14 protein-coding genes are annotated in these 14,932 nt (G+C 70.6%); 9 read left to right on the forward strand and 5 right to left on the reverse strand.

The window, feature by feature from the left end:
* Positions 1-18: 18 nt before the first annotated feature.
* The 4 genes from ABID77_RS12120 to ABID77_RS12135 are packed head-to-tail and all read right to left on the reverse strand — an operon-like array spanning position 19 to position 1,895.
* Positions 19-534: a hypothetical protein gene (locus ABID77_RS12120; RefSeq protein WP_429595739.1), complete on the reverse strand. Its 516-nt coding sequence runs from the start codon at positions 532-534 to the stop codon at positions 19-21.
* Entirely contained in the window at positions 509-745 is a 237-nt protein-coding gene (locus ABID77_RS12125) for a hypothetical protein (protein WP_429595742.1), read from the reverse strand. The genes ABID77_RS12120 and ABID77_RS12125 overlap by 26 nt, the downstream gene beginning before the upstream one ends.
* The gene (locus ABID77_RS12130; protein WP_429595745.1) at positions 742-1,341 is read right to left on the reverse strand and encodes a type VI secretion system amidase effector protein Tae4; all 600 of its coding nucleotides are present in this window, start codon (positions 1,339-1,341) and stop codon (positions 742-744) included. Before ABID77_RS12130 ends, ABID77_RS12125 begins: the two co-directional genes overlap by 4 nt.
* Positions 1,338-1,895: a PAAR domain-containing protein gene (locus tag ABID77_RS12135; RefSeq protein ID WP_429595747.1), complete on the reverse strand. Its 558-nt coding sequence runs from the start codon at positions 1,893-1,895 to the stop codon at positions 1,338-1,340. The genes ABID77_RS12130 and ABID77_RS12135 overlap by 4 nt, the downstream gene beginning before the upstream one ends.
* Before the next feature lie 153 nt (positions 1,896-2,048).
* On the opposite strand from ABID77_RS12135, the gene metG reads away from it, so the two are divergent.
* The 4 genes from metG to ABID77_RS12155 all read left to right on the forward strand — a co-directional run bounded on the left by metG (position 2,049) and on the right by ABID77_RS12155 (position 10,579).
* Entirely contained in the window at positions 2,049-4,280 is a 2,232-nt protein-coding gene (metG, locus tag ABID77_RS12140; protein ID WP_429595750.1) for a methionine--tRNA ligase, read from the forward strand.
* A 5-nt stretch (positions 4,281-4,285) separates the two neighbouring features.
* Entirely contained in the window at positions 4,286-4,543 is a 258-nt protein-coding gene (locus tag ABID77_RS12145; RefSeq protein ID WP_429595753.1) for a hypothetical protein, read from the forward strand.
* Between the two features lie 164 nt (positions 4,544-4,707).
* A complete protein-coding gene (locus tag ABID77_RS12150; protein WP_429595756.1) occupies positions 4,708-5,424 on the forward strand; it encodes an SCO family protein in 717 nt (238 codons plus the stop codon).
* A 109-nt stretch (positions 5,425-5,533) separates the two neighbouring features.
* The gene (locus tag ABID77_RS12155) at positions 5,534-10,579 is read left to right on the forward strand and encodes a galactose oxidase-like domain-containing protein (RefSeq protein WP_429595758.1); all 5,046 of its coding nucleotides are present in this window, start codon (positions 5,534-5,536) and stop codon (positions 10,577-10,579) included.
* 27 nt (positions 10,580-10,606) lie between these two features.
* On the opposite strand, the gene ABID77_RS12160 is transcribed toward ABID77_RS12155, so the two are convergent.
* Positions 10,607-11,122, reverse strand: coding sequence for an outer membrane protein assembly factor BamE (locus ABID77_RS12160; protein WP_429595761.1), 516 nt, complete (start codon positions 11,120-11,122; stop codon positions 10,607-10,609).
* A 39-nt stretch (positions 11,123-11,161) separates the two neighbouring features.
* Here ABID77_RS12160 and ABID77_RS12165 point away from each other — a divergent pair, with 39 nt between their 5' ends.
* From ABID77_RS12165 to ABID77_RS12185, 5 genes are all read left to right on the forward strand, one after another.
* Positions 11,162-11,371 carry a DUF3460 family protein gene (locus ABID77_RS12165; protein ID WP_429595764.1) on the forward strand — a complete coding sequence of 70 codons (210 nt, stop codon included), beginning with the start codon at positions 11,162-11,164 and terminating at the stop codon, positions 11,369-11,371.
* Positions 11,372-11,438: 67 nt separating this feature from the next.
* The gene (locus ABID77_RS12170; protein WP_429596150.1) at positions 11,439-12,251 is read left to right on the forward strand and encodes a segregation and condensation protein A; all 813 of its coding nucleotides are present in this window, start codon (positions 11,439-11,441) and stop codon (positions 12,249-12,251) included.
* Between the two features lie 8 nt (positions 12,252-12,259).
* Positions 12,260-13,837, forward strand: a complete 1,578-nt coding sequence (nadB, locus tag ABID77_RS12175) for an L-aspartate oxidase (protein WP_429595767.1) — start codon at positions 12,260-12,262, stop codon at positions 13,835-13,837.
* 45 nt (positions 13,838-13,882) lie between these two features.
* Positions 13,883-14,527: a 7-carboxy-7-deazaguanine synthase gene (queE, locus tag ABID77_RS12180; RefSeq protein ID WP_429595769.1), complete on the forward strand. Its 645-nt coding sequence runs from the start codon at positions 13,883-13,885 to the stop codon at positions 14,525-14,527.
* Positions 14,528-14,531: 4 nt separating this feature from the next.
* Positions 14,532-14,906 (forward strand): 6-carboxytetrahydropterin synthase, encoded by a 375-nt coding sequence (locus ABID77_RS12185; RefSeq protein WP_429595771.1) that lies wholly within the window; start codon positions 14,532-14,534, stop codon positions 14,904-14,906.
* Positions 14,907-14,932: the final 26 nt, after the last annotated feature.

Here is a 14,932-nt window from a genome sequence, read left to right on the forward strand (position 1 = left end):
CACCCTCTGCAGCCGCGATCAGCGCAAATGCAAACGGTAGGAAGCCCAAGTCATCGCAAGCATCAACAACGCCGACCCTGCAAGGAACAAGACAAGCAACAACCCTCGTTTTCGCGCGGCCTTGCGAAAAGCGAATACCAGGACCAAGCCCCAAAGGATCGGCATCGTCAGATAGACCAGGATCGCACACAGGCGAAACCAGCCCGGACAAGACTCCCTGCACAGATAGATGCCTGAGGCTTTTTCCAAGAGCGTGGGAATCACATCGAAGCAGACGCCCGTCGCAAGACCGAGATCGAACAGCGTGCGTTGAATCATCGGACCTCGAAGAACAGAATTTTTTCCCGCCGAGGGTTCGAATGATTCAAAAAAATCGTTTTTGATTCTAGTAAACAGCGTCAGAAGCCCGTTGCAAAGCAAGGCACGCGTGCCCGCCACATCGCCATTGATCTGCAAACGACAAAATTCGGACGCTTCTTCTTCGCTGTGATTGTTGGGTCGAGACGCTTCACTGAGTTCGCGCGGCCAATGCACGGATCGTGATCGATGCGCCAATCAGCATGGAGACCAGGGACACAACACCCCAAACAATGAAAAAAGCGTTTGCTGCACTCGGATTGGTGTCGAAAAGGCTTCCTTCGCCATGCAATATGAATTTGGCATAAAGCATCAATAGTCCCCAACAAAGAAGCGTAGCGATCATTCCGCTTGCAACGGCGCCCGCAATGATTTGAATGATCTTCATTTGATAGGAAAGAACAGGATGATCTTGGCCGCATTCAAGTCTGACCAAATGCCGGCAATGACGATGTTCCACCGGGCTCGGAATCCGCTCCCGAAGCCGGTCATTCCTTGGCCATTCCAAAGGTCGATGTGTCCCCCTGATCCCTGTCCCGCCACTTCGCCTTCCCGCTGCCAATAGCCACCGAAGAAGATGATTCCCGTCCGGCCGCGAACCTTGACTTCCCAGTTGGCACCCGTGATGTCTTCGGGTTGTGCCGGCAGGCCGCAAAATGGCTGGAGCTTCAACCACGCCGCCATTTCATCCGCCCGCGTCGCCGTCGCCTTGCCGTTGAGCAGGATGCGCCCGATGCTCGTCTTGCCCGGCCCGGGCTTCACCAAAGCCTGCGAAAACGATTTCATCTCGATGCCGATGCTGTGCAGCGTCGCGCTCAGACGGATCGCGCACTGGTTGTCGTAGGCCGGATCGTCGTGGGGATTGCCCGTGACGTAATGACTCCAGAGTTGCTGGAACGTGACGGCGGGCACATCGACCTTGCAGACCGAATCCTTCACGGCAGTGGTCCGCACCTGCTGCTTCTGCTTGATGGCGCCACTCATGCCTGGCTCCCGTTCATCCGCGCGAGTGCCTCGTCGCCCCAGAAGACGGTGTAGGTTTCCTCCTTCGGAGTCGCGACGCGCGGCAGCAGGCCGTTCCGATCGGCGCGCCCGGACAGCGTGCGACCACCGGCCGTCTCGACGACATACGGCAACCCCGCGAGCGCCACGTCGTCCGCACTGCCGAACTGCACCTGCTCGTCGTGGGAAGTCGTTCCGAGGTCGGCAGACGATGCGTTGCCTGCAGCATCCATCCCGGCTTCGTCGAATGCGGCGACCGTGCCCGCATCGATCATCACGCCGGCGATGTCGTTGAGCGTCGATAGCAGCGAGCATCCACCACTCGTCAGATGGCCGTGATGGACCATCTCGCGCCCGTTGGCCATCATGGTCCTGGCCCGGTATCCCACGATGACGCAATCCGGCTTGCGGCACTGCATCCGCGCACCCCTGAACGTCAACGCCCGGCCGTAAGCAACGTCCGTCGACAACCCCTCGGCCACGGTTCCACCGCATGAGGCGGCGTCGCCCTCACGCATCCATCCAACGATTCGCATCTTCGTGCTCCCTGAAAAGCAGGGATTGTTTCGTGGCGTTCCATCGGGAAGCCGCCGCCTAAAATGCCCGACCCGACCGTTCGTCGCCTCGCATCCACACAGGCGGACGCCGCCTCCACGTCCTTCGTCCCCTCCCCAGAAAGCGCCCTCCCGATGTCCCCGCGCAAGCTCTTCGTCACCACCGCCCTGCCCTACGCCAACGGCAAGTTCCACATCGGCCACATCATGGAATACATCCAGGCCGACATCTGGGTGCGGTTCCAGCGGATGAACGGGGCCGAGGTCAATTTCGTGTGCGCCGACGACGCCCACGGCGCGGCCATCACCATCGCGGCGGACAAGGCCGGCGTCACGCCGCAGGCCTTCGTCGCCGAGATCGCCGCCGGGCGCAAGCCCTACCTCGACGGCTTCCACATCGCCTTCGACAACTGGCATTCCACCGACGCGCCGGAGAACCACGAACTGGCCCGCGACATCTACCGCGACCTGCGCGACACCGCGGGCCTGATCGAGACGCGCAGCGTCGAGCAGTTCTACGACCCCGAGAAGGGCATGTTCCTGGCCGACCGCTTCATCAAGGGCGAGTGCCCCAACTGCCACGCCAAGGACCAGTACGGCGACAACTGCGAGGTCTGCGGCGCCGTCTACGCGCCGACCGAGCTGATCGCGCCCTATTCGGCGCTCTCCGGCGCCAAGCCCGAGCTGCGCAGCTCCGAGCACTTCTTCTTCAAGCTCTCCGACCCGCGCTGCGAGGCCTTCCTCAAGGAATGGACCGCCGCCGCCGGCCACGTCCAGCCGGAGGTGCAGAACAAGATCCGCGAGTGGCTCTACCGGGACGAGCCGTCCGATGCGCCCGCCGACGCGACACCCGACGCGCCGCCGGCCGGGGGCGACGCCGCCAGGCCCGCGCGCACCGGCCTGGGCGACTGGGACATCAGCCGCGACGCGCCCTACTTCGGCATCGAGATCCCGGACGCGCCGGGCAAGTACTTCTACGTCTGGCTCGACGCCCCGGTGGGCTACCTGGCGTCGCTGAAGAACCTGCTCGACCGCCGCCTCGCCCAGGCCCGCGAGGCCGGCGGCGACGGCATCGGCTATGCCGAGTACATGGCCGACCCGATGCTGGAGCAGGTGCACTTCATCGGCAAGGACATCATCACCTTCCACACGCTGTTCTGGCCGGCGATGCTGCACTTCAGCGGCCGCAAGGCGCCCGATGCCGTCTACGTGCACGGCCACCTGACCGTGGGCGGCGAGAAGATGAGCAAGAGCCGCGGCACCGGCATCGATCCGCTGAAGTACCTCGCCGTCGGGCTCGACCCCGAGCACCTGCGCTACTACCTCGCGGCCAAGCTCAATGGCCGCAACGAGGACATCGACTTCAACCCCGAGGACTTCATCGCCCGCGTCAACAGCGACCTGGTGGGCAAGTACATCAACATCGCCAGCCGCGCGGCCGGCTTCACCGCCAAGCGCTTCGGCGGCCGGCTCGGCGAGGTGTCGGCCGACGGCGCCGCGCTGCTGCAGGCCCTGCGCGAGGCCGGCGCCGCCCTGCGCACCCTGCACGACGCGCGCGACACCGCCCGCGCCATGCGCGAGACCATGGCCCTGGCCGACCGCGTCAACGAGTACGTCGACGCCAACAAGCCCTGGGAACTGGCCAAGAAGGAAGGCGCCGAGGCCCGTCTGCACGACGTCTGCACGACCTGCATCCAGGCCTTCCGCCTGCTCACGATCTACCTCAAGCCCGTGCTGCCGGCGCTGGCCGCCGACGTCGAGCGTTTCCTGAACGTCGAGCCGCTGCGCTGGCAGGACGCCGACACGACCCTGCCGCCCGGCCACGCCATCGCCGACTACCGCCACCTGACGCAGCGCGTCGATCCGAAGCGGATCGACGCGCTGTTCGCGTCCGACGAGCCGGCCGCGGCACCCGTCGCCGCCCCGGCGGCCGGTGGCACCAAGGCGGCGGGCGCGGCGACGACGGCGGCGGTCCCGGCACCCGCCGCCGGCGACGCCCCCCCGCCCGGCGGCGAGGCGATCGCGCCGGTCATCGGCATCGACGACTTCGCGAAGATCGACCTGCGCATCGCCCGCATCGTGAATTGCGAACCCGTCGAGGGCTCGACCAAGCTGCTGCGCCTGACGCTCGACGTCGGCGAGGGCCGCACGCGCAACGTCTTCAGCGGCATCGCCTCGGCCTACGCGCCGGACCAGCTGGTGGGCAAGCTCACGGTGATGGTCGCCAACCTGGCGCCGCGCAAGATGAAGTTCGGCGTCAGCGAGGGCATGGTGCTGGCCGCCAGCCACGCCGACGAGAAGGCCGTCCCCGGCATCCACGTGCTCGAACCCTGGCCGGGCGCGGTGCCCGGCATGCGGGTGCGGTGAGCGCCATGCGCCGGTCCTTCGAACGGCATGCGCGCCGGCGCCTCGCCGGCCTGGCGCTGACGGTCTGCGTCGCCTCGGCAGCGCTGGGCGGCTGCGCGGTGGTCACCGTGGCCGGCGCCGCCGTCTCGGTGGCGGGCACGGCCGTCGGGGTCGGCGCCTCGGTGGTCGGCTTGGCGGCCGACGCGGCGGTCGGCACGGTGCGCCTGGGGGGCAAGGCGATCGGCGCGGCGGCCGATGCCGTGATCCCCGACGGCACGCCCTGACCGCGGTCAGGGCGTCGCACCGGAGAGACACACCGTGGCTCCGGAACCCGATTTGTGTACTAAACGCCTAATACTTCCACGCAATTTGTAAGACTTTGTCCTACGATCACGCCCTTAGTGGTCTGATTTTGAGTACCTAGGTACTACTTTTTGGGATGAAGTCGATGCCAGGAATCCATGCAGGCGCGTCGCCGGGCGACGCCACCGCCCGCTCGCCCACGCGCCGGTCCTTCGGCCGGCCCGGTCGTGCCGGCCTCGCCGCCGCCCTGCTGCTGGCCCTGGCGACCGGCGTGGCCCTGGCCCTGCACGGCGCAGCACGGCCGAAGGTGCCCGCGGCGGCCACGGCGGCGTCGACCGCGCCCGACTTCCTCGACAACCTCGACGGGCTGCAGTTGATCGACCAGAACGGGCACGCCCTCCGGCGCGCCGGCCTGGCCGGCAAGATCGTGCTGCTCAACTTCGTCTTCACCGGCTGCGCCGCCACCTGCCCGACGCAGACGCGGGAACTCGCCGCCCTGCAGCAGGCCCTGCCCGCGCCGGTGCGCCGCGACGTGCGCTTCGTGTCGATCTCGGTCGATCCGCTGGGCGACACCCCGGCGCTGCTGCGCGCCTACGGGCGCAGCGCCGGCGCGGATTTCTCGTCCTGGACCTTCGCCACCGGCCGCCCGCAGGACATCGAACGGCTCGGCGAACGATTGCGGCTGTTCCGTGGCGGCGCGGCGCCGGTCCGTCCCGAGGACCACGCCACGGGTCTGTGGCTGGCCGACGGCAGCGGCCGTCTGATGCAGCGCTACAGCGGCCCCGGCGTCGACGTCGCGCGCCTGACCGGCGAACTGACCCGGTTGCGGGATCTGGCCGCCGAGGCGCGCCGAACGCCCTAGCCGACCCAGGCATCGGACGCTTCCGGCCGCGCCGGTCCCATGCCCGCCCGCATCCCGGGTCGGGGTCGCGCCGCGGCATCCCTCATTCCCAGCATCGCAAGAAGAAACCATGTCACACCCGTCTCGCGCTCCTGCCCATCCGCCACGCACGGAACGCCCGCCGCACCGGCGTTCCTGGGCGCGCCGGACCCTCGGCCTGCTGGTCGCCGCCGGCCTGTCCGCCTGCGGCGGCGACGGCGGCGACGCGACGAAGAACGCCGCTGTCGCGACGACCGCCACGACGCCGAGCGGCACGACCGTGGCCGCCATGCCCGAACGCGCGCCGGCGCTCAAGGCCTCGAGCTGGGTCACGGTGCCGACGGTGGCGGATCCCGTGCTGCAGAACCTGACGATCCCGGCCAACGCGCCCGCGCAGGGCATGTGGTCGGGCGTGCAGAACTGGCCGCTCAACGCCCTGCACGCCGCCGTGCTGCCCAACGGCCGCCTCCTGACCTACGGCTCCACGCTCGACGGCGGCGGACAGAACGGCCGCTACTTCGACCTCTGGGACCCGACGCTGGGTTTCGGCGCCAACGGCCACCGGACCACCTACCGCGACGGCCAGCAGGACAGCTTCTGCTCCGCATCGACCTACCTGGGCGACGGCCGGCTGATGATCTCCGGCGGCAACGGCAGCGTCACGACCACGCTCTACACGCCGGCCACGGACAGCGTGACGACCGGCAACGCCAACCTGGCCGACGAGCGCTGGTACGCCACGATGCTCAACCTGCCCGACGGCCGGCCGGTGATGCTCGGCGGCATGGTGCCCTACGCCGAGGGCATGCAGGACAACCCCAACCAGGCGGTCGCGCAGGGCCTGGCGTCGATGACGCCGGAAGTGTTCGAGAACGGTGCCTGGCGCTCCCTGTTCGGCGCCTACAGCCGCGACGCCTTCGGGCCGGACTACCTGCGCGCCTCCTACCCGCGCGCCTGGGTGGCGCCCGACGGCCGCGTCTTCGGCGTCTCGGCCGAGACGATGTGGTACCTCGACCCCGCCGGCAACGGCGCGATCACGGTCGCCGGCCGCTTCAAGGAAGCGCCCAACACCACCACGCTGCCCAACGTCGGCGCCACCAACACGGCCGTGATGTACGCACCGGGGCGCATCCTGGTGGTCGGCGGCAACGGCTCGTTCAACGGCGACGGCCTGCCCGCGAGCGCCAGGGCGACGGCGATCGACATCACCGGCGGCACGCCCCGGCTCACCGAGCAGCCGGCCATGAAGACGCCGCGCCGCTTCCCCAACGCCATCGTGCTGCCCACCGGACGCGTGCTCGTCACCGGCGGCACCCGGGTCGGCAACGCCAACGGCGCGAACGCGGTCTACGCCGCCGAGACCTGGGACCCGGCCTCGGGCACCTGGAGCACCGGCCCCAGCGCCGCCGTCTACCGCGGCTACCACTCCTTCAGCGTGCTGATGCCCAACGGCACGGTGCTCTCCACCGGCGGCGGCGCGCCCGGCCCGGTGACCAACCTCAATGCCGAGGTGTACTACCCGCCCTACCTGTTCCGCACGGTCAACGGCGCCGCGCAGCTGGCGCCGCGCCCGGTCATGGCCGGCCTGAGCGGCCTGTCGTACGTCAACGGCGACACCCTGCAGGTCGACATGAGCGGCGCCGGCGCCATCTCGCAGATGGTGCTGGTGGGCCTGAGCACCGGCACGCACTCGTTCAATTCCGGCCAGCGCCGCATCCCGCTCGCGTTCTCCCAGGACACCTACCGCCTGACCACGACCGTGCCCGACAAGGCGACCGTGCCGCCGGGCTACTACCAGCTGATCGCGATCGACGCGGCCGGCGTGCCCTCGCGCGGCACCATCGTCGCCATCGGCGCCAACACCAGCGCCCCGGCCGTGACGACCACGCCCTACAACCCGCCGGACCTGTCGGCCAGCGTCAGCGCGCCGGTCATCGTGGCCGGCGGCACGGCCAGCTACGCCGTCGCGGCGGTCGCCGGCACGACCTACAGCTGGGATTTCGGCGACGGCTCGGCCGCCACGGCCTTCAGCGCCAGCGCCGCCGCGACGCACGCCTACGCCCAGCCGGGGGTCTACGCCGTCGCGCTGACGGCCCGCGCGGCCGACGGCTCGGTGGGTCGCCGCAACTTCGTCCAGGCCGTGGGCGCGACGCCGACGGCGCGCAAGCCCAACGCCTCGGGCGCCACGGCGCTGGAGGCGCGCGCCAACGCCTCGGCACGGCTGTGGGTGGCCAACCCCGACAACGACTCGGTGGCCGTCGTCGACACCGCCACCAATGCCCGCGTGGCGGAGATCGCCGTGGGCACCTCGCCGCGCAGCGTCGCGGTGGCGCCGGACGGCCGGATCTGGGTCGTCAACAAGGCCTCGGCCACCCTCAGCATCGTCGACCCGGCCACGCTGGCGGTGGCGCGGACCGTGGCGCTGCCGCGCGCCTCGCAGCCGCACGGGCTGGTCTTCGCGCCCGGCGGCGGCGCCGCCTTCGTGGTGCTGGAGGCGCTCGGCCAGCTGCAGCGGCTCGACGCGTCCAGCGGCGCCGTGCAGGCGACGGCGGCCGTCGGCGCCAACCCGCGCCACCTGTCGATCACGGGCGACGGGGCCACCGTGCTGGTCTCGCGCTTCATCACGCCGCCGCTGGCGGGCGAGGGCACGGCGACGGTCACCACCACGACCGGCGGCGGCGAGGTGCTGGCGGTCAACGCCTCGACGCTCGCCGTCGGCAAGACGGTCGTCCTGCGCCACAGCGACAAGACCGACACCGAGATCCAGGGCGCAGGCATCCCCAACTACCTCGCGGCCGCGACGATCTCGCCGGACGGCAAGTCGGCCTGGGTGCCCTCCAAGCAGGACAACGTCAAGCGCGGCACCCTGCGCAGCGGCCAGGGCCTCGATTTCCAGAACACCGTGCGCGCCATCTCCTCGCGCATCGACCTGGCCACGCTGGCCGAGGATTACGCCCGGCGCATCGACCACGACAACTCCAGCCTCGGCACCGCCGCCGCCTTCCACCCCTCGGGCGCCTACCTGTTCGTCGCGCTGGAGACCAGCCGCCAGGTGGCGGTGGTGGACGCGGCCGGCGGCCGCGAACTGTTCAAGGCCGACGTCGGCCGCGCGCCGCAGGCGCTGTCGGTGTCGGCGGACGGCCGCACGCTGTACGTCCAGAACTTCATGGACCGCGGCATCGGCGTGCTGAACCTGGCGCCGCTGGTGGCCAACGGCGAACTGCGCCTGCCGGCCATCGCGACGGTCGTCACGGTGGGCGCGGACAAGCTCTCCGCGCAGGTGCTCTCCGGCAAGCAGCTGTTCTACGACGCCCGCGACACGCGCCTGGCGCGCGACAGCTACATGAGCTGCGCCGCCTGCCACAGCGACGCCGGCCACGACGGCCGGACCTGGGACTTCACCGGCTTCGGCGAAGGCCTGCGCAACACCATCGCGCTCAAGGGCCGCGCCGGCACGGGCCACGGCTTCACCCACTGGAGCGCCAACGGCGACGAGATCCAGGACTTCGAGAAGCAGATCCGCGATTTCGCCGGCGGCACCGGCCTGATGAGCGACGCCCAGTACGCCACCGGCACCCGCGCCCAGCCGCTGGGCGACAGGAAGGCCGGCGTCAGCGCCGACCTCGACGCGCTGGCCGCCTACCTGGGCTCGCTCGACACCTTCGCGCCCAGCCCGCTGCGCAACGCCGACGCCTCGCTGACCACGTCGGCGCAGGCCGGCAAGGCGGTCTTCGCCAACGCCAACTGCGCCAGCTGCCACGCCGGGGCGCCCTTCACGATCAGCGCCGACGCCAACGCGTTGCGCAACGTCGGCACCCTGCGCACGAGCAGCGGCCAGCGCCTGGGCGCGCCAATCGGCGGCCTCGACGTGCCGACGCTGCGCGACGTCTGGGCCACCGCGCCCTACCTGCACGACGGCAGCGCGCCGACGCTCGCGGCCGCCGTGCAGGCCCATTCGGGCACCAACCTGGGCGCGACCGACCTGTCGAACCTGGTGTCGTACCTGCAGCAGATCGGCGCCGAGGAAGCCGCGCCGGCCGGCACGGGCGGCGGCGGCTCGACCGCGCCCGCCGCCGCGCCGCCGGCCACGGCCACCGGCTGCGGCGCCGAAGGCCAGACCTGCACGCTCCCCGCCGGGGGCACCGCCACGGTCTGGTACGGCGCCAACGGCCAGTGGGCCGTCAAGGCCGGCGTCACCGGCGCCATCGCCTGCACCAACGCGGTCTTCGGCGATCCGATCCCAGGCACGGTCAAGGCCTGCCGCTATGCGGTGACGACGACCAACCTGGCGCCTTCGGCCAAGCTCGCGACCTCGCTGGTCTCGCCCTGGGAGAGCCTGGCGGCGGTCAACGACGGCTTCGTGCCGGCGAATTCGGCCGACCACAGCCACGGCGCCTACGGCAACTGGCAAGGCAAGGACGGCCTCACCGACTGGGTCAGCTTCACCTGGGCCGCGCCGAAGGCACTGAGCGCGCTGGAGGTCTACTGGTGGAACGACGGCGCCGGCATCGCCACGCCGACCACCACCACCGTGGAGTACTGGAGCGGCACCGCCTGGCTGCCCCTGACGACCATCGGCACCGCGCTCGACACCTTCAACCGCGCAACCCTCGGCGTGACGACCACGCAACTGCGCGTGTCCATGAAGGGCACCAAGGCCACCGGCATCCTGGAAGCGCGGGTGTGGGGCGCCGATGCGGCCACGGCCACGAACATCGCCTCGACGGCCCAGCTCGCGACCTCGCTGGTCTCGCCCTGGGAGAGCCTGGCGGCGGTCAACGACGGCTTCGTGCCGGCGAATTCGGCCGACCACAGCCACGGCGCCTACGGCAACTGGCAAGGCAAGGACGGCCTCACCGACTGGGTCAGCTTCACCTGGGCCGCGCCGAAGTCGCTGAGCGCGATGGAGGTCTACTGGTGGAACGACGGCGCCGGCATCGCCACGCCGACGGTGGCCAACATCGAGTACTGGACCGGCACCGCCTGGCAGAAGCTCCTGCCCGTGGGCATGGCGCTCGACACCTTCAACCGCGTCGACTTCGCCGTCACCACCACCGCCATCCGCGTGGTGATGAGCGGCACCAAGGCCACCGGCATCCTGGAAGCACGCGTCCTGGGCGCCGACGCGCCGAAGTGACCGGCGCCGGCGGCATCGACGCCGGCCTCAGTTCGGCTCGACCGCCCGGTCGGCCGACGAGCCGCTGCGCACCACGCGCTGGTCGCTGTCGAGCACGGCGGTGAAGACCATCGGCGAGTTAGGCGGCTGCACCCAGCGCCATTCCCACTCGGTCTCGCGCTTGAGCGCATAGGGCGTGACCTTGGCGGGCTTGCCCAGCAGCTTGCGCAGGTCCTCCATCGCCATGCCGGGGCGCACGCGGGCGAAGTTCTCGGGCGCGAGCACCTGGCGCAGGGCGCTCATGCGGCCGTCGGCGCCGATGGTGATCATGTAGTTCTTCTGGCCTTGCGGCTGGCGGTTGTATTCGAGGACGCGGCCGCCCGGCGCTCCCGGGGCGTCCCAGACGTTCTCCGGCTCGCCGAAGCTCGCTCGCACGTCGGCCTCGGTCGACACGCCCTCCTCCAGCCGTTCGATGCGCTTCGAATCGCAGGCCGGCAGCGCCAGCACGGCGGCCAGTGCCAGCAGCGCGGCCGCCAGCCGGTTCCCACCGGATCGTGTTGACATGCCGTCCCCCCGTAAAATCGACGCAAAGGGTCCCAGTCTATGTCCATCTTCAATCGTCCCCACTACACCTCCGAGATCACGCAGTTCATCGACGAACTCAAGCAGAAGCGGCCCCATCTCGAAGCCGACCAGCGCACCGGCCGCGCGCTCCTGTGGGACAAGCAGCCCGTCGACCTCGGCGTCCTGAAGGACGACCTGGACGCCAAGGTGCCCCAGCAGCCCTACGTCTACCAGACGCAGGCCAAGTAAGCCGGTGCACGCCCAGCCGGCCGTCGCGCCGGACGGCGCCGACCCCGCCCTCCTCCAGTCCGCCCCGGTGGACGACGTCGATCCGATCGCGCTGGCGCGCCTCTACGGCGAACCGCTCTTCGCGCTGCCGAACGACCTCTACATCCCGCCCGAGGCGCTGCAGGTCTTCCTCGACGCCTTCGAGGGTCCGCTGGACCTGCTGCTCTACCTGATCCGCAAGCAGAACTTCAACATCCTCGACATCCCGATGGCGGGCCTCACCCGGCAGTACCTCGCCTACGTCGACCAGGTGCGCCGCACGCACCTCGAGCTCGCCGCCGAGTACCTGCTGATGGCGGCGATGCTCATCGAGATCAAGTCGCGCATGCTGCTGCCGCCCAAGCGGGTGGCCGACGGCGAGGAGGCCGAGGACCCGCGCGCCGAACTCGTGCGCCGCCTGCTGGAGTACGAACAGGCCAAGCTGCAGGCCGCCGCCCTCGGCGCCACGCCGACCCTCGGGCGCGACCACTGGGCCGCCCAGGCCCACATCGAGCAGTCGCGCACCCCGCGCTTTCCCGACGTCGACCCGGTCGACCTGCGCAACGCCTGGGCCGACATCCTGCGGCGCGCGAAGCTGGTGCAGCACCACACGATCTCGCGCGAGGCCCTGAGCGTGCGCGAGCACATGAGCATCGTGCTGCGGCACCTGCAGGGACGGCGCTTCGTCGAGTTCGAGCAGTTGTTCGACGTCGCGCGCGGCGTGCCGGTGCTGGTCGTGACCTTCATCGCGATGCTGGAACTCGCCAAGGAGACGCTGATCGACATCACGCAGGCCGAAGCCTTCGCGCCGATCTACGTCCGGCTGGCCTATTCGCCGGTTCCCGCCCCGGCAACCGACTGATCGATCCCATGTCCTCGCACGAATTCGACGTCCTCGTCGTCGGCAGCGGCCTGGCCGGCCTGAGCGCCGCGCTGCACCTGGCGCCGACGCACCGCGTGGCGGCGCTCACCAAGCGCGCGCTGGCCGACGGCGCCAGCCAGTGGGCGCAGGGCGGCATCGCCGCGGTGCTCGGCGAGGGCGACAGCCTGCAGGCGCACGTGGACGACACCCTGGTCGCCGGGGCCGGCCTGTGCGACCCGGCCGCCACGCGCTTCGTGGTGGAAGGCGCTCCCGAGGCCGTCGCGTGGTTGCGCGAGCTGGGCGTGCCCTTCTCGCTGGAGAACGGCGCCTTGCACCTGACGCGCGAGGGCGGCCACGGCCAGCGGCGCGTCGCGCACGTCGCCGACGCCACCGGCGCGGCCGTGCAGCGCGTGCTGATCGACGCGGTGCGCCGCGCGCCCAACGTCACGCTGTTCGAGGGCCACACGCTGGTCGACCTGATCACCGGACGCCGGCTGGGCCGGGCGGACCCGGGCTGCATCGGCCTGCACGCGCTGGACGCGGCGTCCGACGAGGTGCGCACCTTCCGCGCCCCGCACACCATCCTGGCGACTGGCGGCGCCGGCAAGGTCTACCTCTACACCACCAACCCCGACACGGCGACCGGCGACGGCATCGCCGCGGCCTGGCGCGCGGGCTGCCGGGTGGCGAACATGGAATTCATCCAGTTCCACCCGACCTGCCTCTACCACCCGCACGCCAAGTCCTTCCTGATCAGCGAAGCGGTGCGCGGCGAGGGTGGCCTGCTCCAGCGGCCCGACGGCCACCGCTTCATGCCCGCGCACGACGCGCGCGCCGAACTGGCGCCGCGCGACGTGGTGGCGCGCGCCATCGACTTCGAGATGAAGAAGCACGGGCTGGACTGCGTCCACCTCGACATCTCGCACCAGAGCCCGGCCTTCCTGCGCGAGCACTTCCCCAACATCCTCGCGCGCTGCGCCGAGCTGGGCATCGACATCACGCGCGAGCCGATTCCGGTCGTGCCCGCGGCCCACTACACCTGCGGCGGCGTCGTGACCGACCTGAGCGGACGCACCGACGTGCCGGGCCTGCTGGCCGTCGGCGAGACCGCCTGCACCGGCCTGCACGGCGCCAACCGCCTCGCGAGCAACTCGCTGGTCGAGTGCATGGTGTTCGCGCGCGCCGCCGCGCGGGCCATCGCCGAGGCGCCGGCGCGCGCGGCCGCCGAGCCGCCGCCGCCCTGGGACGACAGCCGCGTCGCCGATGCCGACGAGCTGGTCGTCGTCGCCCACAACTGGGACGAGCTGCGCCGCTTCATGTGGGACTACGTGGGCATCGTGCGCACCGACAAGCGCCTGGCGCGCGCCGCCCACCGCATCGCGCTCCTGACCGCCGAGATCCAGGAGTTCTACGCCCACTTCCACGTCACGCGCGACCTGCTGGAGTTGCGCAACCTGGTGCAAGTGGCCGATCTCATCGTGCGCTCGGCGCAGGCGCGGCACGAGAGCCGGGGCCTGCATTTCAGCCGCGACCACCCCGCGCTCGCCGCGACGGCGCTGCCCACCATCCTGGTGCCGGCGGCCTGAGCGCACCGCCGCGTCCCGCGCGCCCTTTCTTTCTTCGGATCCCCCATGAGCTACAGCGTCAAGGAAATCTTCTACACCCTGCAGGGCGAAGGCGGCCAGGCCGGCATGCCGGCCGTGTTCTGCCGCTTCGCCGGCTGCAACCTCTGGAGCGGACGCGAGGCCGACCGCGAGCGCGCCGTCTGCCGTTTCTGCGACACCGACTTCGTCGGCACCGACGGCACGCTCGGCGGCAAGTTCGCCGACGCGGAGCGCCTGGCCGACACCATCGCCGCCCAGTGGCCGGCCGACGACGCCACGCCCGGTTCGCGCCTGACGGTGCTGACCGGCGGCGAGCCGCTGCTGCAGGTCGACGCGGCGCTCGTCGACGCCCTGCACGCGCGCGGCTTCCGCATCGCCGTGGAGAGCAACGGCACCGTCGCCGCGCCCGCGGGCATCGACTGGCTGTGCATCAGCCCCAAGGCCGGCGCGCCCTGGGTGCAGCGCAGCGGCCAGGAACTCAAGGTGGTGTGGCCGCAGCCCGGGCTCGACCTGGAGACGCTGCGCGCCGGCAGCGATTTCGCGCACCGCTTCCTGCAGCCCATGGACGGCCCGGCGCAGGCCGAGAACATCGCCCTGTGCATAGACACCTGCCTGCGCCATCCGTCCTGGCGCCTGAGCCTGCAGACCCACAAGCTGACCGGTATTCGTTGACCCCATGCCCATCCCGCAATTCACCCTCAGCCAGCGCTTCTTCTTCGACGCCGCCCACACCCTGCGGCGCGAGATCGGGGCCGAAGGCAGCCGCCGCATCCACGGCCACACCTACCAGGCCGAGGTCGCCGTACGCGGACCGCGCGACGCGGCCACCGGCATGGTCGTCGACCTGGGCCACCTGCGCGCGCGCTGCGACGCCCTGCGCGAACGGCTCGACCACCACCTGCTCGACGACGTGCCCGGCCTCGGCCCCGCCACGCTGGAGAACCTGTGCGTCTTCATCGCCGACGCCCTGGCCGACCTGCAGCCGCCGGTCCACCGCGTGCGCGTCTGGCGCGAATCCTCGGGCGACGCCTGCGTGCTCGAGCTGGCCTGAACCTGTTCCACCGCATCCAAGGAAAG

It is taken from the genome of Variovorax sp. PvP013, from assembly GCF_050435945.1.
GTDB lineage: Bacteria > Pseudomonadota > Gammaproteobacteria > Burkholderiales > Burkholderiaceae_C > Variovorax.